This window comes from Klebsiella sp. V115_8, assembly GCF_029967715.1.
GTDB lineage: Bacteria > Pseudomonadota > Gammaproteobacteria > Enterobacterales > Enterobacteriaceae > Klebsiella > Klebsiella quasipneumoniae.
The window spans coordinates 118,427-137,778 of the sequence record NZ_JASCAR010000031.1; the positions used below are offsets into that span (position 1 = coordinate 118,427).

At 58.1% G+C, this 19,352-nt stretch carries 21 protein-coding genes; 7 read left to right on the plus strand and 14 right to left on the minus strand.

All coding sequences use genetic code 11. The annotated features are described in order from the left end of the window. Positions 1–44 precede the first annotated feature (44 nt). From QLG03_RS13795 to QLG03_RS13805, 3 genes are all read right to left on the minus strand, one after another. The gene (locus QLG03_RS13795) at positions 45–1,235 is read right to left on the minus strand and encodes an FKBP-type peptidyl-prolyl cis-trans isomerase N-terminal domain-containing protein (RefSeq protein WP_176694395.1); all 1,191 of its coding nucleotides are present in this window, start codon (positions 1,233–1,235) and stop codon (positions 45–47) included. A gap of 653 nt (positions 1,236–1,888) precedes the next feature. Next, positions 1,889–2,299: a hypothetical protein gene (locus QLG03_RS13800; RefSeq protein ID WP_023292003.1), complete on the minus strand. Its 411-nt coding sequence runs from the start codon at positions 2,297–2,299 to the stop codon at positions 1,889–1,891. A gap of 245 nt (positions 2,300–2,544) precedes the next feature. Next, positions 2,545–2,892, minus strand: coding sequence for a YacC family pilotin-like protein (locus QLG03_RS13805; protein WP_004204381.1), 348 nt, complete (start codon positions 2,890–2,892; stop codon positions 2,545–2,547). A gap of 145 nt (positions 2,893–3,037) precedes the next feature. Here QLG03_RS13805 and cueO point away from each other — a divergent pair, with 145 nt between their 5' ends. After that, on the plus strand, positions 3,038–4,639 hold the full coding sequence (gene cueO, locus QLG03_RS13810) for a multicopper oxidase CueO (protein WP_023292004.1): 1,602 nt from the start codon (positions 3,038–3,040) through the stop codon (positions 4,637–4,639). A 74-nt stretch (positions 4,640–4,713) separates the two neighbouring features. On the opposite strand, the gene QLG03_RS13815 is transcribed toward cueO, so the two are convergent. Next, positions 4,714–7,104 carry a glucose/quinate/shikimate family membrane-bound PQQ-dependent dehydrogenase gene (locus QLG03_RS13815; RefSeq protein ID WP_255989405.1) on the minus strand — a complete coding sequence of 797 codons (2,391 nt, stop codon included), beginning with the start codon at positions 7,102–7,104 and terminating at the stop codon, positions 4,714–4,716. Between the two features lie 79 nt (positions 7,105–7,183). Here QLG03_RS13815 and QLG03_RS13820 point away from each other — a divergent pair, with 79 nt between their 5' ends. Together QLG03_RS13820 and hpt are read left to right on the plus strand one after the other, a co-directional pair. Continuing rightward, the gene (locus QLG03_RS13820; protein WP_032426021.1) at positions 7,184–7,303 is read left to right on the plus strand and encodes a hypothetical protein; all 120 of its coding nucleotides are present in this window, start codon (positions 7,184–7,186) and stop codon (positions 7,301–7,303) included. A 4-nt stretch (positions 7,304–7,307) separates the two neighbouring features. Beyond that, positions 7,308–7,844 carry a hypoxanthine phosphoribosyltransferase gene (gene hpt, locus QLG03_RS13825; protein ID WP_023292006.1) on the plus strand — a complete coding sequence of 179 codons (537 nt, stop codon included), beginning with the start codon at positions 7,308–7,310 and terminating at the stop codon, positions 7,842–7,844. A 48-nt stretch (positions 7,845–7,892) separates the two neighbouring features. On the opposite strand, the gene can is transcribed toward hpt, so the two are convergent. Next, positions 7,893–8,555: a carbonate dehydratase gene (gene can / locus QLG03_RS13830; RefSeq protein ID WP_004204385.1), complete on the minus strand. Its 663-nt coding sequence runs from the start codon at positions 8,553–8,555 to the stop codon at positions 7,893–7,895. Positions 8,556–8,735: 180 nt separating this feature from the next. Here can and QLG03_RS13835 point away from each other — a divergent pair, with 180 nt between their 5' ends. The 4 genes from QLG03_RS13835 to QLG03_RS13850 all read left to right on the plus strand — a co-directional run bounded on the left by QLG03_RS13835 (position 8,736) and on the right by QLG03_RS13850 (position 12,304). Further along, entirely contained in the window at positions 8,736–9,662 is a 927-nt protein-coding gene (locus QLG03_RS13835) for an ABC transporter ATP-binding protein (protein ID WP_004204387.1), read from the plus strand. Continuing rightward, positions 9,659–10,429 (plus strand): ABC transporter permease, encoded by a 771-nt coding sequence (locus QLG03_RS13840; RefSeq protein ID WP_004204389.1) that lies wholly within the window; start codon positions 9,659–9,661, stop codon positions 10,427–10,429. The genes QLG03_RS13835 and QLG03_RS13840 overlap by 4 nt, the downstream gene beginning before the upstream one ends. Positions 10,430–10,551: 122 nt before the next feature. Further along, positions 10,552–10,992 carry a PTS sugar transporter subunit IIA gene (locus QLG03_RS13845; RefSeq protein ID WP_255989407.1) on the plus strand — a complete coding sequence of 147 codons (441 nt, stop codon included), beginning with the start codon at positions 10,552–10,554 and terminating at the stop codon, positions 10,990–10,992. Between the two features lie 58 nt (positions 10,993–11,050). Continuing rightward, positions 11,051–12,304, plus strand: coding sequence for a polysaccharide deacetylase family protein (locus QLG03_RS13850; RefSeq protein WP_282473647.1), 1,254 nt, complete (start codon positions 11,051–11,053; stop codon positions 12,302–12,304). Positions 12,305–12,340: 36 nt separating this feature from the next. Here QLG03_RS13850 and panD read toward each other — a convergent pair whose 3' ends face one another. From panD to thpR, 9 genes are all read right to left on the minus strand, one after another. After that, positions 12,341–12,721: an aspartate 1-decarboxylase gene (gene panD, locus QLG03_RS13855; RefSeq protein ID WP_004204397.1), complete on the minus strand. Its 381-nt coding sequence runs from the start codon at positions 12,719–12,721 to the stop codon at positions 12,341–12,343. Between the two features lie 93 nt (positions 12,722–12,814). Then, complete coding sequence (panC, locus tag QLG03_RS13860; RefSeq protein WP_048336412.1) at positions 12,815–13,669, minus strand: pantoate--beta-alanine ligase; 855 nt, start codon at positions 13,667–13,669, stop codon at positions 12,815–12,817. Between the two features lie 11 nt (positions 13,670–13,680). Further along, positions 13,681–14,472 carry a 3-methyl-2-oxobutanoate hydroxymethyltransferase gene (gene panB / locus QLG03_RS13865; RefSeq protein ID WP_023292010.1) on the minus strand — a complete coding sequence of 264 codons (792 nt, stop codon included), beginning with the start codon at positions 14,470–14,472 and terminating at the stop codon, positions 13,681–13,683. Between the two features lie 119 nt (positions 14,473–14,591). Next, positions 14,592–15,071 (minus strand): 2-amino-4-hydroxy-6-hydroxymethyldihydropteridine diphosphokinase, encoded by a 480-nt coding sequence (folK, locus tag QLG03_RS13870; protein ID WP_101862349.1) that lies wholly within the window; start codon positions 15,069–15,071, stop codon positions 14,592–14,594. After that, positions 15,068–16,462, minus strand: a complete 1,395-nt coding sequence (gene pcnB, locus QLG03_RS13875; RefSeq protein ID WP_071787251.1) for a polynucleotide adenylyltransferase PcnB — start codon at positions 16,460–16,462, stop codon at positions 15,068–15,070. Before pcnB ends, folK begins: the two co-directional genes overlap by 4 nt. A 62-nt stretch (positions 16,463–16,524) precedes the next feature. Further along, a complete protein-coding gene (gene gluQRS, locus QLG03_RS13880; RefSeq protein WP_110238085.1) occupies positions 16,525–17,406 on the minus strand; it encodes a tRNA glutamyl-Q(34) synthetase GluQRS in 882 nt (293 codons plus the stop codon). 59 nt (positions 17,407–17,465) lie between these two features. Next, positions 17,466–17,921, minus strand: coding sequence for an RNA polymerase-binding protein DksA (dksA, locus tag QLG03_RS13885; RefSeq protein ID WP_002888845.1), 456 nt, complete (start codon positions 17,919–17,921; stop codon positions 17,466–17,468). A 162-nt stretch (positions 17,922–18,083) separates the two neighbouring features. Next, positions 18,084–18,800, minus strand: a complete 717-nt coding sequence (gene sfsA / locus QLG03_RS13890) for a DNA/RNA nuclease SfsA (protein ID WP_023292014.1) — start codon at positions 18,798–18,800, stop codon at positions 18,084–18,086. Continuing rightward, positions 18,800–19,336, minus strand: a complete 537-nt coding sequence (gene thpR, locus QLG03_RS13895; protein ID WP_060591166.1) for an RNA 2',3'-cyclic phosphodiesterase — start codon at positions 19,334–19,336, stop codon at positions 18,800–18,802. Before thpR ends, sfsA begins: the two co-directional genes overlap by 1 nt. Between the last annotated feature and the right edge of the window lie 16 nt (positions 19,337–19,352).

The window sequence follows — 19,352 nt, forward strand, 5'->3', positions numbered from 1 at the left end:
CAGGAATAACAGCACCGCCCGGAGAGGGCGGTGGGGAGACAGGGCTATTTTGCCGGCGCGGGTTGGCTATCCACTATCCGCACGGAATAGACCATGGTCGCGCCTGGGGGGATCTTCGGTGGCAACCCTTTACTGCCATAGGCTTTGTCGGGCGGGACGACCAGCGTCACGGAGCCGTGGTTCTGCAGGCGCTTCAGCGGCCCGCGAAATACCGGGGGATAGGCATCCAGTTTCTGGGTAAGCGCCTGATCTTTCGTCTCCATATCATTGATCACCGTTCCGTCCGTCAGCATCTCTTTGATCACCACGGTCACCAGATCGTTGCCGCTAATTTTTCCTTTACCCGGGTAATCGATACGGCTGTAGACGCCCTCTTTGAAGACCACACCTTTTTTGCGCGCAAACGCCTGCTGGTATTTCTGACCGGCGCTGATGTTTTTCTGCTCGATTTTATTCAGGTTCTGGAAAACCTGCTGTGAAATGTCAAACAGCGCTTTGTTACGCTCCTGTTCGCCGAGGCGAAGCTGGCCGCTGAAAGCATCTTCGATGCCCTGCAGCACCAGGCCAGCGTCGACGTTAACTCCCTGAGTGCGACGAGTCGTGAGGACGTTAAGCGCCTCTGTACCCATCGAGGCGCCGATGGCGTAAGCCTGCTGTTCACCTGGCGCGCTGAGTTTGGCGGCGGTTTTGCCGGTGGTATTTCTCGGCGGGACCGTCAGCTGCGTCCGCAGCAGCTGGATTTCATCCTCTTTCATCCGCAGCTGGGCGTTATCTTTGTCCGCCTGCAGGCGATAGGCCGCCACTATGGCCGCCATCTCGGGGGGCTCATCTTTTGCCGCCACGGCGGCATCGGCGCGGCTCGATGGCGCTTTCTCCGCCGCGGCGAGCCGGTTAGCCAGCGACTGCTTATCGGCGTTAAGGGCTTTGATCTGGTCGAGGGCGGTCTGCTTCTCTTTTTCCGCCGCCGCCAGCCGGTTGACCAACGGCTGTTTGTCGGCGTTAAGGGCTTTGATCTGGTCGAGGGCGGCCTGTTTCTCTTTTTCCGCCGCTGCCAGCCGGTTGACCAGCGGCTGTTTATCAGCGTTAAGAGTTTTGACCTGGTCGAGAGCAGCCTGCTTCTCTTTTTCCGCCGCCGCCAGCCGGTTAGCCAGAGACTGCTTATCGGCGTTAAGGGTTTTGACCTGGTCGAGGGCGGCCTGCTTCTCTTTTTCTGTCGCCGCCAGCCGGTTGACCAACGGCTGTTTGTCGGCGTTAAGGGTTTTGACCTGGTCGAGGGTGGTCTGCTGCGCCTTCTCTGTCGCGGCGAGCCGGTTAGCCAGCGTCTGCTTATCTGTATTCAGAGCGGTGAGGCTGGCGCTGAGCCGTTTATTTTCAGCTGCGGCTTGCTGAAGCTGTGACGTTAATTGTTGGATCTGCTTCAGCGCGGCGGCCTGACTTTGCTGCAGAGTCGTATTCTGGACTGCGCCTTCTTTTTTAATTAACGCCTCATTTTTCGCGGTGGCGGCGGTTAAGGCGATCTGTAATTCTTTTATTTTGTTATTTAAGGCCGCTTGCTCATTCGCGATGGAGGTTTCTGTGGCCGGAGTGTTAGCAAGCTGTTTTTTTAATTGCTGAATAGTTTTATTTTTTTGCTCAATCGTCGCCTGCTGGCTGACGATTCTTTTTTGCAATTGTGCGGTATTGGGCGTCTTTTTTTTATTATCCGCAGGTTGACGATCGCCTGACGTTTGCTTTGCGGTTGCAGCATCGCTTTTTTCATTCGCCTGGGTTTGCTGCTGGGCGTAGTCAAGAAACGCCGGCGCGGCGCCGGCGAAGAAAGGTGTTGAAAGCGCCAGCGCCGCGACGAGCATCAGCAGGGGCGCGTTGAGGGTCAGCGTGGCGGCTCTGTTCATGGCTGCTTGCTTTCACCCCGCTGTACCAGGCTATCGATTAGCGTTTTCTGAATATCGGCGCACAATTTGATGGATTTAAACTGATACATGGAGTCAATGCCAAGCCGGGTGGGATCCGCCACTTTCTCGCGCACGCTGTTGTATTGTGACGCCGCACGCACTAAGGCATTGAAGTCATTGCTGAGTTTGGTTGCCTGCTGTGGGTTAACCTCTTTTAGCGAGTCCAGCGCCTGTCGGCAGGATTCAATGCGCGCTTGTTCGCTGGCCGCTCGCTCCTGCTCTGCCTGCTGCTGCGACGTTAGCGGGGTGGTGAGCGGTTTTACCTGCTGGCGAGGGGCGGTATTGCTACAGCCGGCTAATAACATAGCGGCAAGTGGAATAATACGAAGAGTCAGCGAGATATTCACAATTTCAGTCCATGAAGTAGATATATTTTCAACGGATTCTAAAAGGCTGCTTTTTATTTTGCAATATATCGTTAGGGATATTTTATTGTTTTTATCTGCCAGGGCTGTTAGTACGGGTTTAATTTATTTATTGGCTTGATGTATTGCGAGGTAGATAAAATTTATTTTGTATAAAATAATAATGGTAAATATTAAAGGCGGGTGAGTCGGGGAAAAGCGCGGCGCGTTGCCGCCCGCGCGGGAAATTATTTGACGTAAGCCAGCAGGCTAAGTGAATCGCGGGCCAGCGCTTTACATTTTTTCGCCGTCGGAAGGTTAATGCCGCTGAGATCGCGATAGCTGTCTTCGCCAAGGGCTTTCATGTTGTAGCTGTCGTAGTTGCTCAGGTCCCATTGGTTCTGCTGGGCAAAGAACACCAGGGCGCGACGGATCTGCGTGTTGGGCAGGTTCTGGTAGCCACAGTCGTTTTTCAGAAACACAAAAACCGCGGTTAAATCAGCCATGTCTTCCGCTTCTGATTCGCTGAGCGCGTAGCTGTTGGCGGAGAGAGTAAGCAGGCTGCCGAGTACCATTGTTCTGAAAAGCGTCTTCATTTTTTCTACCGTTAGATCACCGACGCTTCAAATTAGCATACTTCTTTACACAGCGCCGATCTTTATTCTTACTCTTCTGCTTGACCTTCCCGTTACGGTAGGGTTTAAGCTCAAATATTCGCCCGCAGAATAAAAGGATGTGAATATGCAACGTCGAGACTTCCTCAAACTGACCGCCGCGGTCAGCATGGCCAGCGCGTTACCGCTTTGGAGCCGTGCGGTCTTTGCGGCCAGTCGCCCGGCCCTGCCGGTACCGCCGCTGTTGACGGCTGATGCGCGCAACCGTATCGCGCTGACCATCCAGGCGGGCAAAACGCAGTTTGGCGCTTTGAACGCCACCACCTGGGGGTATAACGGCTCGCTACTGGGTCCCGCGCTGCAGCTGACGCAGGGGAAGGCTATCACGGTGGACATTACCAACCAGCTGGCAGAGGAGACGACGCTGCACTGGCATGGTCTGGAGGTACCCGGCGAGGTCGACGGAGGACCGCAGGGGGTCATCGCCCCGGGCGCCACTCGGACGGTGAGCTTCACGCCAACGCAGCGGGCCGCCACCTGCTGGTTTCACCCGCATCAGCACGGGACCACCGGTCGGCAGGTGGCGATGGGGCTGGCGGGGCTGGTGCTGATCGAGGATGAAGAGAGCGGACGCCTGCTATTGCCGAAGCAGTGGGGAATCGATGATGTACCGGTGATTGTGCAGGACAAGAAGTTTACCGCCGCTGGCGAAATTGATTATCAGCTGGATGTGATGAGCGCTGCCGTCGGCTGGTTTGGCGATACGCTGCTGACCAATGGCGCTCTCTATCCTGAACATGCCGCCCCGCGCGGCTGGCTACGTCTGCGCTTGCTGAACGGCTGTAATGCCCGTTCCCTCAATTTTGCGACCAGCGATAAGCGCCCGCTGTACGTGGTGGCCAGCGACGGCGGTCTGCTGGCAGAGCCGGTGAAGGTCAATGAGTTGCCGGTCTTGATGGGGGAGCGTTTTGAGGTGCTGGTGGACACCAGCGACGGCAAACCTTTTGATCTGGTGACCCTGCCGGTGGGTCAGATGGGCATGGCCATTGCGCCTTTTGATAAACCACAGCCGGTACTGCGCGTCCAGCCGCTGGTCATTCCTGCCTCCGGCAAGCTGCTGGATACCCTGGCCGCTATGCCGGCGCTACCTTCTCTGACGGGGCTGACGCAGCGTCAGCTCCAGCTGTCGATGGATCCGATGCTCGACAGGATGGGCATGCAGGCGCTGATGGAGAAATATGGCGATCAGGCGATGGCAGGAATGGATCACGGCATGATGGGGCACGGCGGGATGGGCGACATGGGGAATATGCACCACGGCGACATGAGCAACATGAACCACGGGTCCGGCATGGATCATGGCATGTCGTCGGGCAAGGGATTTGATTTCCATAACGCCAACCGCATCAACGGCAAAGCCTTCGACATGAATGTGCCGATGTTTGCCGCCGCCAGGGGCCAGTATGAGCGCTGGGTGATTTCGGGTAAGGGCGACATGATGCTGCATCCGTTCCATATCCACGGCACCCAGTTCCGCATCCTGAGCGAAAACGGCAAGCCGCCAGCGGCGCATCGTCGCGGCTGGAAAGACACCGTGCGTGTGGAAGGGGACGTGAGTGAAGTATTAGTGAAGTTTGATCATCCGGCGCCGAAGGAGTTTGCCTATATGGCCCACTGCCACCTGCTGGAACATGAAGACACCGGGATGATGTTGGGGTTCACGGTTTAGGGCGGTATAACCCTGGCGCGTGGGAGAGGGGATAAAGACAAAAAAAACGGCAACTTTCGTTGCCGTTTTGCGTTTTATTTCGCCTCATCCGGGAGCGCATAGGCGACGATATAATCGCCCATTTTGGTACCGAACGAGCCGTGACCGCCGGCAGAGATGACAACATACTGTTTGCCATTCACTTCGTAGGTCATCGGGGTGGCCTGACCGCCGGCTGGCAGACGGGCTTCCCACAGCTTCTCGCCGTTGCTCATATTGTACGCGCGCAGGTAGTTATCCGCGGTCGCGCCGATGAACAGAACGTTGCCCGCCGTGGAGATCGGACCGCCCAGCATCGGCATACCCATGGTGAATGGGAGTTTAACCGGCATCGGGAACGGCAGGCTGTCCTGCGGGGTACCGATACGTTTTTTCCATACCACTTCGTTAGTTTTCAGATCCAGCGCGGAGATATAGCCCCAGGCCGGCTGTTTGCACGGCAGACCGAACGGCGACAGGAACGGGTTCAGGGTGACGCCGTACGGGACGCCGTACTGCGGCTGCACGCCGGACTCGGTGCCTGAGCCTTTCGCATCTTTCGGCGGCTCCATTGGGTTGCCCGGGCCGCGTGGGATCAGTTTAGAGACGAACGGCAGCGCCATCGGATTGGCGATAGCCACCTGACGGTTCGGATCGACGGAGATACCGCCCCATTCAAACATCCCCAGGTTACCCGGGAAGACGAGGGTGCCCTGCTCAGATGGCGGGGTGAAGATACCCTCATAGCGCATCTGATGGAAAATCACGCGGCACACCAGCTGGTCGAACATGGTGGCTCCCCACATGTCCGCCCCGGTCAGATCTTTCTTCGGACGGAAGCTCAGATCGGAGAACGGCTGGGTTTTGGCGACGTAATCGCCTTTGGCGGCGCCCTGCGGAACCGGTTTTTCCGGGGCCGGGACCACCAGCTCGCCGTTACGGCGATCCAGCACGAAGATGTTGCCGGTTTTCGCCGGAGCATAGACGACCGGCACGGTTTTGCCGTTGACTTCAATGTCAGCCAGCGTCGGCTGCGAAGGCATGTCCATATCCCACAGGTCGTGGTGGACGGTCTGGTAGCTCCAGGCCAGCTTACCGGTGGTGGCGTTCAGCGCGACAATCGAGCTGGCATAGCGCTCTTGCTCCGGCGTGCGGTTACCGCCCCAGATATCCGGAGTGGTCACGCCCATCGGCAGATAGACCAGATCCAGTTTGGCGTCGTAGGCGGCAGGCGCCCAGGAGTTGGGTGAGTTGAGCGTGAAGTGATGCTCATCGCTTGGGATGGCGTTCGGATCTTTCGCGCCCGGATCGAAGGCCCACAGCAGTTTACCGGTATTCACATCAAAGCCGCGGATCACGCCTGACGGCTCGCGGGTAGAGAAGTTATCGGTAACTGCGCCGGCAATCACGATGGTCTTATCGGTGATAATCGGCGGGGAAGTGGGTTCATACATGCCCGGCGTGGTCACCGGCATGTTGGTCTGCAGGTTGAGAATACCTTTGTTGGCAAAGGTTTCGCACAGCTTACCGTTGTCGGCGTTCACTGCGAACAGGCGACCATCGTTCACCGGCAGGATAATGCGGCGCGGACAGTCGGCGACGACGTCGGCAGGGGCGTTATCCGCTTTCGCTTCGTGATACGAGACACCGCGGCAGGTGACGTGCTGGAACGACGGGTCGGCGTTCAGCTGCGGGTCAAAATGCCACTTCTCTTTACCGGAGGCGGCGTCAAGCGCGAACAGACGCTGGTGGGCGGTACACAGGAAGAGCGTGTCGCCGACTTTAATCGGCGTCACTTCGTTAGTGATTTCACCCGGATCGTTCGGCTGTTTCAGGTCGCCGGTGCGGAACACCCAGGCTTCCTTCAGGTTCTTCACGTTGTCGGCGTTAATCTGCTTCAGCGGGGAGAAGCGCTGGCCTTCCTGGTTGCGGCCATAGGCCGGCCAGTCGCCGTCGGCAACGTTGGAAATCGGCGCCGCCGGGGTGGCGTCGGCGCTCAGAGTGCCGTTGATCTCCTGCGGGTCGTTAAAACCGGCCCAGGTCAGCATGCCGCCGCTGATCAGCAAGGCGACGACCAGCGCGCCTACGGCGCCAGCGGAAGGCACCGGCAGACGACGCCAGACAAAGGGCAGGATCAGCCAGATACCAAAGAAGACGAGGATATTGCTACGCGGCGTCAGCGCCCAGAAGTCGAAGCCGACTTCCCAGACGCCCCAGATCATGGTCGCCAGCAGCAGCGCGGCGTACAGCCACAGCGCAGCGCGCTTGCCGCGGAACAGCATCACGGTCACGCCCAGCATCACCAGACCGGCGACGGGGTAGTACCAGGAGCCGCCAAGCACGACCAGCCATGCTCCGCCGATTAAAAGATAGAGGCCGCAGAACGCTGCAAATAGCGCAGTCAGCGTCACCAGGAGCCTTGATTGTTGAGACTTTGTTTCAGCCATAGAAAGTTACTCATGTGTTTGTTAATTTTTTAACTGCAATTAATTATAGGATTTAACAAGTGTGATCGGAATCACAAATATGGCTTTATTAATCCCTGCACCGCAGATTTCTTTTTGCTGGTATACTGGATGGCTTGCCGGTCATCGTCGGGGCGAAAGCAGCGGCTTTGATGATTTATATTTAGAATCAAATGGTTAGTCTTATGAAACATACTGTAGAAGTGATGATCCCGGAATCCGAGATCAAAGCGCGCATCGCGGAACTGGGTCGTCAAATCAACGAACATTATCAGAACAGCGGCAGCGAAATGGTGCTGGTGGGGCTGCTGCGCGGTTCGTTTATGTTCATGGCCGACCTGTGCCGTGAAGTGCAGGTGCCGCATGAAGTCGATTTTATGACCGCCTCGAGCTACGGCAGCGGCATGTCCACTACCCGTGATGTGAAAATCCTCAAAGATCTGGACGAAGACATCCGTGGTAAAGACGTTCTGATCGTGGAAGATATCATCGACTCCGGCAATACCCTGTCTAAAGTGCGTGAGATCCTCAGCTTGCGCGAGCCGAAGTCGCTGGCCATTTGTACGCTGCTGGATAAACCAAGCCGCCGTGAAGTGAATGTTCCGGTTGAGTTCGTCGGTTTCGCCATTCCGGACGAGTTCGTGGTGGGCTACGGTATCGACTACGCTCAGCGCTACCGCCATCTGCCGTATATCGGCAAAGTCACCCTGCTGGACGAGTAAGGGGATATCCCACTCTGGCGCGCGCGCCAGAGTGGCTAAGTCTGAAGGCTATTTGTGGTTGATGTGCTTGATCTTGAGGTTGGAGATCCCGTGGCGATAGCGCTGTTCAAGGGTTTCCCGGCTCACGGCGGTCACATCCAGATCGCGCAGCAGTCCGTCGTGAATGCCATATGCCCAGCCGTGGATGGTCACCTTCTGTCCGCGCTTCCACGCCGATTGCATAATCGTCGAATGTCCCAGGTTGTACACCTGCTCCATTACGTTTAGTTCACAAAGGGTATCCAGACGGCGCTCCTCCGGCATTTCCCCCAGCAGCGAGCTGTGTTTAAACCAGATATCGCGGATATGCAGCAGCCAGTTGTCGATGAGCCCCAGCTCCGGGTTCTCCACCGCCGCCTGTACGCCGCCGCAGCCGTAGTGGCCGCAGATAATAATGTGCTCGACTTCGAGAACATCGACGGCATACTGCACCACCGACAGGCAGTTGAGGTCGGTGTGGATCACCAGATTCGCCACGTTACGATGCACAAACAGTTCGCCTGGCTCCAGGCCGGTGAGTCGCTCAGCGGGTACGCGGCTGTCAGAACAGCCAATCCACAGGAAGCGCGGTTTCTGCGTTTGCGACAGTTTCTCAAAAAAGCCGGGGTCCTCTTCCACCAGCATTTTTGACCATAGTGCATTGTTGCTGATGAGTGTATCTATATCATTCATGGACGTTATCGGCCTGTAACCAAGTAAGTGCGTTGCGCTAATATAGGGTAAGCTCACCTTTTTTAAAACCATCTTAACCCGTGATACTTCCGGCTGTGCAGATGCGCTGGCCGCGCCACTACAGCGCAAACGTCAGTCAGGCGGGTTAATGACGTGTCATGACACGAGAAGAGATATTTAATGACCATTGCTCTGGAATTAAAACAGCTCAAAAAAACCTACCCCGGCGGGGTTCAGGCGCTGCGGGGAATTGACCTGCAGGTTGAAGCGGGGGATTTCTATGCCCTGCTGGGCCCGAACGGGGCGGGAAAATCCACGACGATCGGCATCATCAGCTCGCTGGTGAACAAAACCTCCGGTCAGGTCAATGTCTTTGGCTACGATCTGGAGAAAGACGTCGTCAACGCCAAGCGCCAGCTTGGCCTGGTGCCGCAGGAGTTTAACTTTAACCCGTTCGAGACCGTGCAGCAGATCGTCGTTAACCAGGCGGGCTACTACGGCGTTGAACGTAAAGAAGCCATCGCCCGCAGCGAAAAGTACTTAAAACAGCTCGATCTGTGGGAAAAACGCAGCGAACGCGCGCGGATGCTCTCTGGCGGGATGAAGCGCCGCCTGATGATCGCTCGCGCGTTGATGCATGAGCCGAAGCTGCTGATCCTCGACGAGCCGACCGCCGGCGTCGATATCGAACTACGCCGCTCGATGTGGGGCTTCCTCAAGGATCTCAACGATCGCGGAACCACCATTATTCTGACCACCCACTATCTGGAAGAGGCCGAAATGCTGTGCCGCAACATCGGCATCATCCAGCACGGTACGCTGGTGGAAAACACCTCGATGAAAGCGCTGCTGTCGAAGCTGAAATCAGAGACCTTTATTCTCGACCTCGCGCCAAAAAGCCCGGTGCCGAAGCTCGAGGGCTACCAGTATCAGCTGGTCGATACCTCGACGCTGGAAGTGGAGGTCCTGCGCGAGCAGGGGATTAACAGCGTTTTCGCGCAGCTGAGCGCCCAGGGGGTGCAGGTACTGAGTATGCGTAACAAAGCCAACCGTCTGGAAGAGCTGTTTGTCACCCTGGTGCATGAGCGAAAAGGAGAGTCAGCATGATGCAGCTTTATTGGGTCGCGCTGAAAAGCATCTGGACCAAAGAGATCCACCGTTTTATGCGCATCTGGGTGCAGACGCTGGTGCCGCCGGTGATCACCATGACCCTGTACTTCGTGATTTTCGGTAACCTGATCGGGTCGCGCATCGGCGAGATGCATGGCTTTACCTACATGCAGTTTATCGTGCCGGGCCTGATCATGATGGCGGTGATCACCAACGCTTACGCCAACGTCGCCTCGTCGTTCTTCAGCGCCAAGTTTCAGCGCAACATTGAGGAGCTGCTGGTGGCGCCGGTGCCGACGCACGTGATTATCGCCGGCTACGTGGGCGGCGGGGTGGCGCGCGGGCTGTGCGTGGGTATCCTGGTGACCGCGGTGTCGCTGTTCTTTGTGCCGTTCCAGGTTCACTCCTGGCTGTTTGTCGCCCTGACGCTGCTCCTCACCGCGGTGCTGTTCTCGCTGGCCGGACTGCTGAACGCGGTGTTTGCCAAGACCTTCGATGACATCAGCCTGATCCCGACCTTTGTGTTGACGCCGCTGACCTATCTCGGCGGGGTGTTCTACTCGCTGACCCTGCTGCCGCCGTTCTGGCAGGGGCTGTCGCATCTGAACCCCATCGTCTACATGATCAGCGGCTTCCGCTTCGGCTTCCTCGGTATCAACGATGTGCCGCTGGTGACCACCTTTGCGGTGCTGGTGGTCTTCATCGTCGCCTTCTATCTCCTCTGCTGGTCGTTAATCCAGCGCGGTCGCGGCCTGCGTAGCTGATACTCATCACGGTTAGCGCTTCCGGACGCCAATACGCGAAGCGCTAACCGCTTATCTTTGACCCCCATCACCGATACGCCATCTTCCCCTTGCTACATTGTTGGCTGGCTAAGGAGGGAAGCATGCTTGGTTGGGTCATTACCTGCCACGATGAGCTGGCGCAGGAGATGCTGGATCGTCTTGAACAAAAATTTGGTCCGCTGGCCCAGTGCCGGGCGGTCAATTACTGGCGCAATCTCAGCAGCAATATGTTGAGCCGGATGATGTGCGATGCGCTGCATGCCACCGACTCCGGGGACGGGGTCATTTTCCTAACCGACAGAACCGGCGCGGCGCCTTATCGGGCCGCGGCGTTGATGAGCCACAAACATACCCACTGCGAAGTGATCTCCGGCGTCAGCTATTCATTACTTGAGCGAATGTATCTGCTGCGGGACACGTTAAGCAGCGAGGCGTTTCGCCAGGCTATCGTCAGCGCGGGCGGGCCGATGGTGAGCAGCCTGTGGCATCAGCAGCAGAAGAACCCCCCGTTCCAGTTGCGTCATGATACCTTTGGAAATTAAGCAGCGGGACAGATGCCGCTTTTGTTACAATAACCGCCGTTGATGGTTTACCGGTTCGATGCGCATGCTTGTCCGATTTTTTACTCTGCTTCTTTTACTGACCTCACTCAGCGCCTCCGCCAGTCTGCTTAGCCAGCAGGGCAAACCTGTGCGCTATATGCAAACCACCGAAGACGCGGTGATCTGGGCGCAGGTGGGGAACCATGTGGTCAGCGTGGGCAATGTGCGTGCCGGGCAGATCCTCGCGGTTGTCTCGACGGCGGCTGATTACTATGAGTTTCGCTTCGGCTTCGGCACCGGGTTTATTGACAAGGGCCATCTGGAGCCAGTGCAGGGGAAGCAGCGGGTGGAGGACCGTCTGGGGGATCTCAATAAGCCGCTGAGTAACCAGAATTTACTCACCTGGAAAGATACACCGCTCTATGATGCTCCCTCAGTGAGCAGCGCGCCGTTCGGCACGCTGGCCAATAATCTGCGCTATCCGATCCTCAGCAAGCTGAAAGACCGCCTCAATCAGACCTGGTTTCAGATCCGCATTGGCGATCGGCTGGCGTGGGTCAGCAGTCTGGATGCGCAGGAGGATAACGGGATCCCCGTGCTGACCTATCACCATATTCTGCGTGACGAAGAGAACATCCGTTTCCGCCATACCTCGACCACCACCTCGGTACGCGCCTTCAATAACCAGATGACCTGGCTGCGGGATCAGGGGTATACCACGCTGACCCTGTATCAGCTGGAAGGCTACGTGCGCAATAAAATTAACCTTCCGGCGCGGGCAGTCGCCATTACCTTCGATGACGGTTTGAAATCGGTAAACCGCTACGCCTATCCGGTGTTGAAACAGTATGGCTTCCACGCCACCGCCTTTATTATCTCTTCGCGCATCAAGCGTCATCCGCAGCAATGGGATCCGAAATCGCTGCAGTTCATGAGCATTTCTGAGCTCAGGCAGATCCAGGATGTCTTTGACATTCAGTCGCATACCCACTTTCTGCACCGGGTGGACGCCGGCCGGCGGCCGATCTTATTCAGCCGCAATTACCATAATATTCTGTTTGATTTTGCCCGTTCGCGCCGGGCGCTGAGCCAGTTTAATCCACATGTGCTCTACCTTTCCTATCCCTTCGGCGGCTATAACGCCACGGCGGTGCAGGCGGCGAATGACGCCGGGTTTCATATGGCGGTGACGACGGTGCGTGGGAAGGTGAAGCCGGGGGACAATCCGTTTCTGCTAAAGCGGTTATATATCTTACGCACGGATTCGCTGGAGACGATGTCGCGGCTGATCAGTAACCAGCCGCAGGGGTAAACTTCGGCGCTGCGCCTGAGCGCAGCGTCGTGGTCATCAGGCGACCTGCACCGGAATCGCTTTCGCCTGGCGCTTCATTTCGTTGTCGCCTTCGAAGTAGGCGATGTTGGGCTGCCAGCGGCGCGCCTCTTCGTCAGACATGGTGACGAAGCTGGCGATGATCAGGATATCGCCGACGCTGGCGCAGTGCGCGGCGGCGCCGTTAACGGAGATGATTCTGGAACCCCGCTCGGCGGCAATGGCGTAGGTGGAGAAACGGTTACCGTTGGTGACGTTCCAGAGGTGAATGGTTTCATTCTCCAGAATACCGGCCGCATCCAGGAAATCCTGGTCAATGGCGCAGGAACCTTCATAGTGCAGGTCAGCCTGCGTCACTTTTACGCGGTGGAGCTTGCCCTGCAGCATATTACGCATCATAACTTCTACCCTTCAACCTTAATGTAGCAGAGCGGACACGACGTCCGCCCTGAGAAAAGCCCGGGCAAGTATTGCCCGATTTTTACCCGCTGTCTACTGACCGAGCGTGACGATCTGGTTGTCGATCAGGCGGGCCTGACCGAGCCAGGCGGCCATCAGGATCACCGCGCGCTGGCTGGCGTCGGTCAGCTCAAGCAGGGTGTCGGCATCGCGGATCTGAATGTCGTCGGCACGGAAACCTTTCTCGTTCAGCTCCTGCTCGGCGATAGCGATGATCTCGTCGAGCTGACGGTCGCCGGCGGCCAGTTTTTCCGCCACCGCGCTCAGCACTTTATACAGACCGGGGGCGATTTTGCGCTGGTCGGCGGTCAGATAGCCGTTACGCGAGCTCAGCGCCAGGCCATCCTTCGCGCGGACGATCGGCACGCCGATAATATCGATATCGTAGCCCATGTCGGCAACCATCTTGCGGATCAGCGCCAGCTGCTGGAAGTCTTTCTCGCCAAAGCAGGCGACGTCTGGCTGAACCAGGTTGAACAGCTTACTGACGATGGTCGACACGCCGCGAAAATGGCCCGGACGGCTGGCGCCTTCCAGCATAGTGGACAGGCCGGGGACGTCGACGTAGGTCTGGCCTTCGGTGCCCTGCGGGTAGACTTCCGCCGGCGTCGGCGCGAAGACAAAGTCGACATGACGCTTGTTCAGCTTTTCGCAATCATCCTGCAGGGTGCGCGGGTAGCGCGCCAGGTCATCGGCGCGGTCAAACTGCATCGGATTGACGAAAATACTGACCACCACCACGTCCGCGCTGGCTTTGGCTTCATCAACCAGCTTCATATGACCTTCATGCAGGTTGCCCATCGTCGGGACCAGCGCGATACGCTTGCCTTCCTGACGCAGACGGCGGATATGCTGACGCAGCAGCAGCACGGATTCTATAATCAGCACAACAAGACTCCTTAATGGAAACTGTGTTCTTCGCCCGGATAGACCCCGGATTCGACTTCGGCAATATACTGCCGCACCGCGGCGCGGATGTCGCCCGCCTCGGCAAGGAAATTCTTGGCAAATTTCGGAATGTGGCCGCCGGTAATGCCGAAAGCGTCATGCATCACCAGGATCTGCCCATCGGTGACGTTGCCCGCGCCGATGCCGATCACCGGAATGGTCAGGGCTTCGGTGATGCGTTTCGCCAGGGCGACCGGGACGCACTCCAGCACCAGCAGCTGCGCGCCTGCCGCTTCCAGCGCTAACGCGTCTTCAAACAGGGTTTGCGCCGCATCGCCGCGGCCCTGCACTTTATAGCCACCGAATACGTTCACCGACTGCGGCGTCAGGCCGAGGTGGCCGCAAACCGGCACCGCGCGTTCCGCCAGCATCCTCACGGTCTCGGCCAGCCAGGCGCCGCCTTCGAGTTTGACCATATTGGCGCCGGCGCGCATCACGATGGCGGCATTTTCAAAGGTCTGCTCCGGCGTGGCGTAGGCCATAAACGGCAGGTCGGCGAGCAGCAGGCTGTTCGGCGCGCCGCGGCGGACGGCGCGGGTGTGATAGGCGATATCTTCCACGGTGACCGGCAGGGTGGAGTCGTGACCCTGCACCGTCATTCCCAGCGAGTCGCCCACCAGCAGCACATTAATGCCTTCATCGGCGAACAGCTTCGCGAAGCTATGGTCGTAGGCGGTAATGGTGGCAAAGCGCTTCTTTTCCTGTTTGCATTTCTGCAGCAGGGCAATGGTGGTCGGTTTCATAACATTTCCTGATGATGAAAGTCATATTAACCGGCATTCTAACAGCAGCATTTAGAGGGGCAATGATTTTGGGCAACCGATTACGACGATCGCCGTAAATGCTAAAAAAGGAGAGGGAATTACCAGATAGCGGGCTTTGCCGCGCCGAGATCATCCAGTACGGTACGCAGCGCAGGGCCGTCAGGAAAGCGGAGGTTCGGGGCGATCTCGAACAGCGGCCAGAGCATAAAGCCGCGGTTTTTCATATCGTAGTGCGGAACGGTCAGACGCTCGCTGTTAATGACCGCATCGCCAAACAGCATAATATCGAGATCGAGGGTGCGCGGCCCCCAGCGTTCGGCTTTGCGCACCCGACCCTGCTGCAGCTCAATGCGCTGGGTGTGATCGAGCAGCGCCTCGGGGGCCAGCGTGGTTTCCAGCGCGACGGCGGCGTTGAGATAGTCCGGCTGATCCTGCGGACCCAGCGGCGGCGTGCGGTAGAACGAAGAGACGTTCACCACGCGGCTGTAAGGTATTTCGCCCAGGGCGCGGATGGCCGCCTGCACCTGCGCCAGTGGCGAAGCGAGGTTACTGCCGAGGGCGATATAGACCAGGGTCATGCGTTACCCTGGCGCGGCGCGCGCTTGCGCGGACGGCGGTGGCGACGGCGCGGCGCCGGATCGTCCCCGAGGTCGTTGAGCATATCTTTTTGCGCCGGCGGCGCGGCGACCTGGAATTCGCCCCACCATTTGGTCAGACGCTGCAGTTCGCCGTTGTTTTCAGCGCCGGCGCGTAGCTCCAGCAGATCGTAGGCGGCGCGGAATTTCGGATGCTCCATCAGCTTCCAGGCGCGTTTGCCCTGGCGACGGGACATGCGCAGCTGCAGCTGCCAGATATCGCGGATCAGGGTGGTGATGCGCTTAGGGATCGCCAGCGTACGGCAGGCTTCGTCCAGTACGTCGTTCATCGCCAGCGCGAAGGCGTCATAGTACGCCAGACCGCTCTCCTGAGCGATTTTTTGCGCAGTTTCCAGCAGCGGATACCAGAACATCACCGAGAAGAGGAAGGCCGGATTGACGCGCATGTCGTTATGAATGCGGGTGTCGGTGTTCTTCAGCACCTGGTTGATGATCCGCTCCATCGGGCTATCGCCGCGCTCGGTAAAGTAGCGGGTGATGGTCGGGAACAGCGGCTGGAACAGGTTGTATTCCCGCAGCAGCAGGTAGGTCTGATAGCCATGCCCGGCCTGCAGCAGCTTGAGCACTTCTTCGAACAGGCGCGCCGGCGGCACGTCGTGGAGCAGGGCGGCCAGCCGCGGCAGCGGTTCGGCCGTTTCCGGGCTGATGGTCATATCCAGCTTGGCGGCGAAGCGCACCGCGCGCAGCATGCGTACCGGATCCTCGCGATAGCGGGTTTCCGGATTGCCGATCAGGCGGATCACGCCGTCCTGCAGATCCTTCATGCCGCCGACGTAGTCGCGCACGGTAAAGTCCGCCACGCTGTAATAGAGGCTGTTAATGGTGAAGTCGCGACGCTGGGCGTCCTCTTCGATCGAGCCGAAGATGTTATCGCGCAGCAGCATGCCGTTCTGGCCCCGCTGGGAGGTGACGCGATCGGTAGTGTGTCCTTCGTGATGGCCACGGAAGGTAGCGACCTCAATAATTTCCGGCCCGAACATCACGTGCGCGAGGCGGAAACGGCGCCCGACCAGACGGCAGTTGCGGAACAGCTTACGCACCTGATCCGGCGTGGCGTTGGTCGTGACGTCAAAATCTTTTGGCTTTTTGCCAAGCAGCAGGTCGCGGACGCCGCCGCCAACCAGCCAGGACTCGTAGCCCGCCTTGTTGAGGCGGTACATGACCTTGAGGGCGTTTTCACTGATATCTTTGCGGGAAATAGCATGCTGCTCACGCGGGATCACCGTCATAGGCGTTGGTTCGACGGCGGCTTCTGCCTCGCGCTCCTCACGGCTTAGCACCTTACGGCAAAAATTAGCGACTCGGGTAAAAATGGTGCACCTCGTAGTGTCAGACGGACTTCAGATCAACTGTACAGTGTAAAAATAGCGGCTAATCATAGCTCAGCGGGAGCCATTTGAGAATGCTCGATTTTCGCGGGCTGCCAGTTGGCGACGGCCTGGGCGAGTAAATCAGCGACGCTCAGGGCCTGCCACTCCCCGTCGATCTCCTGATTCAGAAAGCGGAGCGCGCGGACGATTTCGGGGCGCGGATCGCCTTCCGGCAGCGCCGGCGCGTGGTTTTGTTTAGAGAGCTTATTGCCGTCGGCATTGAGGGCCAGCGGCAGATGGAGGTAGTCCGGTGCCTGCCAGCCAAAATGCTGATACAGCGAAATCTGCCGCACCGTCGGCTCAATCAGATCGGCGCCGCGGACGATCTCGGTGATCCCCTGAAAGTGATCATCGACCACCACCGCCAGGTTGTAGGCAAACAGCCCGTCGCGACGGTGGATAATAAAATCTTCACGCGCCAGCGGCTCGTTGGCGACCAGCGTGCCGCGCAGGCGGTCGGTGAACTGCAGAACCGGACGGGTCTGGCGCAGACGCAGCGCGGCGTTTTCCGCCCCCAGCCCAAGGTCGCGGCAGTGACCATCGTAGATCCCGCCTACGGCGTGGATCCGCGCGCGGGTGCAGGTGCAGTAATAGCTCAGCCCTTGCTCCCCCAGCCAGGCCAGCGCCTCGCGGTAGGCTTCGTGCCGTTGCGACTGCCAGAGCACCTCGCCGTCCCAGTGCAGACCGTAGTGGTCGAGCTGGCGCAGGATGGTGTCGGCGGCCCCGGGGACTTCGCGCGGCGGGTCGATATCTTCAATACGAACGCGCCAGATACCCTGGTTCGCGCGGGCTTGCAGGTAGCTGCCGAGCGCGGCGATCAGAGAGCCGAAGTGGAGTTCGCCGGAGGGGGAGGGAGCAAAGCGCCCTATATAGCGTGAGTCAGTCATGATACGGACAACAGAACCAGGCGGGAGAGACTCCCGCCAGAGAGTGAGGCAGCAGGGGATTAGCCCGCCATCTGTTTTTCGCGAATTTCCGCCAGGGTTTTGCAGTCAATGCACAGATCCGCTGTCGGACGCGCTTCCAGACGGCGAATGCCGATCTCCACGCCGCAGGATTCGCAGTAGCCGAAGTCTTCATCTTCAACTTTTTTCAGCGTTTTCTCGATCTTTTTGATCAGTTTACGTTCGCGGTCGCGGTTACGCAGCTCCAGGCTGAACTCTTCTTCCTGGGCGGCACGGTCTACCGGGTCCGGGAAGTTAGCAGCTTCATCCTGCATGTGCGATACGGTGCGATCCACTTCATCCCTGAGTTGATTACGCCATGCTTCAAGAATACGCTTGAAGTGCGCCAGCTGGGCTTCGTTCATATACTCTTCGCCCGGTTTCTCTTGGTACGGCTCCACCCCAGCGATGGCGAGAATACTCAGGGACGATGTTTTACGGTTTTGCCCTTCTTGCATGTTGCTTCTCCTTAACACGCACTATCGATCCCCATGTGGGGGAAAATCAGGCCGCTATAAATAGCAGATGCTTTTCCGGATAGCAATTATCTAAACGTTACACTTGACAACCCTGTGAAGAAAAGCGTATTCGCGCTTGCGACCCGAACACTATTTAGCCACTTATTTACCGGGGTTTAACACCACGGCGATCGGCTTATTCAGAGTCATCCTCGTCGTAGAAAGTTCCGCTTTCCAGGCGAGAATTTCCACCCCCTTGTCGCGGGCTTCTGTTAACAGCTGTGCGTATCTGGCATCAATATGATGCGCGGGAGAGAAACGGTCAATTGCCGAATGCAGGACGGCAAATAAAATCACCGCGCGGTCGCCATTTGCCGCGACGGCCATCAGCTCCCGCAGGTGCTTCTGACCGCGCGTGGTCACCGCATCGGGAAAATAACCGTATTCTTTCTCCGCCAACGTAACCGATTTCACTTCAATATAGCAGTTTTGGCGATCATCTGCCTGTAACATAATATCGATACGGCTATTCTCTGCGCCATATTTCACTTCGCTTTTCAGCTGGTTATAGCCTGAAAGTTCAGGGATTATTCCGGCGGAAATCGCCTCTTTCGCCAGCGTATTCGCGCGCAGCGTATTGACGCAAATAACGGCGCCCTGCTGCGTTTCAGTTAATTCCCAGGTGTGGGCATATTTGCGCTTCACATTGTCAGAGGTGGAATACCAGACGGTGTCGCCCGGGGCGGCGCAGCCGGTCATCGCCCCGGTATTCGGGCAGTGGAGCGTCAGCTCGCGGCCATCGGGGGTCACCACGTCGGCAAGAAATCGTTTGTAACGTTTAAGCAAAATGGCGGGCTGCAACGGCGGATCAAACTGCATCAATTTTCCTTATCAAACGGATAATGTTCCAACGCCGTGTAGCGCGTGCGCCCCCGGCTAAAGCTGGATTCATAGAGCACGAACTCGTTCACCGGAAACGTCCAGCGAAAGCCGGGCGGCGGGATCGGCACCGCCTGGCGGGCGTCGCGCCACAGGGTAATATGCGGATGAAACGGCTGCGGACTCTGATAGCAGCCGCTGCGCGCCGCCTGAGCGCGCAGCATGCTGGCGAGCTGCAGCAGGCCGCGCGGCGGCTGACGGGTCCCGAGCCAGACCACCCGCGAGCGCAGCCACTGTCCGGCATCGTCCAGCGTCAGGGTAAAGCCCGGCGGCTGGAGGCGGCCGGCGAGGGCGGTCAGCGCCCGCTGTTTTTCCGCGCTCACCTCGCCGAGAAACGCCAGCGTGAGGTGAAGGTTATCCGCCGCGACGGGCCTGCCGGCATCCTCCGGGAAGTGCGTTGCCCGCCACTGGACAATCTGTTTGCGGATGGCAGGCGGCAGTTCAATCGCAAAAAACAGCCTTTTCGGCTCAGACATGATAGAGACTCGGTAA

What these genes read in the sequence shown, in the direction of transcription:
- hpt (WP_023292006.1), top strand. Translation starts at nt 7,308, where the DNA reads ATGAAACATACTGTAGAAGTGATGATCCCGGAATCCGAGATCAAAGCG.
- QLG03_RS13815 (WP_255989405.1), bottom strand. Translation starts at nt 7,104, where the DNA reads ATGGCTGAAACAAAGTCTCAACAATCAAGGCTCCTGGTGACGCTGACT.
- cueO (WP_023292004.1), top strand. Translation starts at nt 3,038, where the DNA reads ATGCAACGTCGAGACTTCCTCAAACTGACCGCCGCGGTCAGCATGGCC.
- QLG03_RS13835 (WP_004204387.1), top strand. Translation starts at nt 8,736, where the DNA reads ATGACCATTGCTCTGGAATTAAAACAGCTCAAAAAAACCTACCCCGGC.
- can (WP_004204385.1), bottom strand. Translation starts at nt 8,555, where the DNA reads ATGAATGATATAGATACACTCATCAGCAACAATGCACTATGGTCAAAA.
- gluQRS (WP_110238085.1), bottom strand. Translation starts at nt 17,406, where the DNA reads ATGACTGACTCACGCTATATAGGGCGCTTTGCTCCCTCCCCCTCCGGC.
- folK (WP_101862349.1), bottom strand. Translation starts at nt 15,071, where the DNA reads ATGACCCTGGTCTATATCGCCCTCGGCAGTAACCTCGCTTCGCCACTG.
- sfsA (WP_023292014.1), bottom strand. Translation starts at nt 18,800, where the DNA reads ATGCAGTTTGATCCGCCGTTGCAGCCCGCCATTTTGCTTAAACGTTAC.
- QLG03_RS13820 (WP_032426021.1), top strand. Translation starts at nt 7,184, where the DNA reads ATGGCTTTATTAATCCCTGCACCGCAGATTTCTTTTTGCTGGTATACT.
- QLG03_RS13805 (WP_004204381.1), bottom strand. Translation starts at nt 2,892, where the DNA reads ATGAAGACGCTTTTCAGAACAATGGTACTCGGCAGCCTGCTTACTCTC.
- QLG03_RS13845 (WP_255989407.1), top strand. Translation starts at nt 10,552, where the DNA reads ATGCTTGGTTGGGTCATTACCTGCCACGATGAGCTGGCGCAGGAGATG.
- panD (WP_004204397.1), bottom strand. Translation starts at nt 12,721, where the DNA reads ATGATGCGTAATATGCTGCAGGGCAAGCTCCACCGCGTAAAAGTGACG.
- dksA (WP_002888845.1), bottom strand. Translation starts at nt 17,921, where the DNA reads ATGCAAGAAGGGCAAAACCGTAAAACATCGTCCCTGAGTATTCTCGCC.
- QLG03_RS13840 (WP_004204389.1), top strand. Translation starts at nt 9,659, where the DNA reads ATGATGCAGCTTTATTGGGTCGCGCTGAAAAGCATCTGGACCAAAGAG.
- thpR (WP_060591166.1), bottom strand. Translation starts at nt 19,336, where the DNA reads ATGTCTGAGCCGAAAAGGCTGTTTTTTGCGATTGAACTGCCGCCTGCC.
- QLG03_RS13850 (WP_282473647.1), top strand. Translation starts at nt 11,051, where the DNA reads ATGCGCATGCTTGTCCGATTTTTTACTCTGCTTCTTTTACTGACCTCA.
- panB (WP_023292010.1), bottom strand. Translation starts at nt 14,472, where the DNA reads ATGAAACCGACCACCATTGCCCTGCTGCAGAAATGCAAACAGGAAAAG.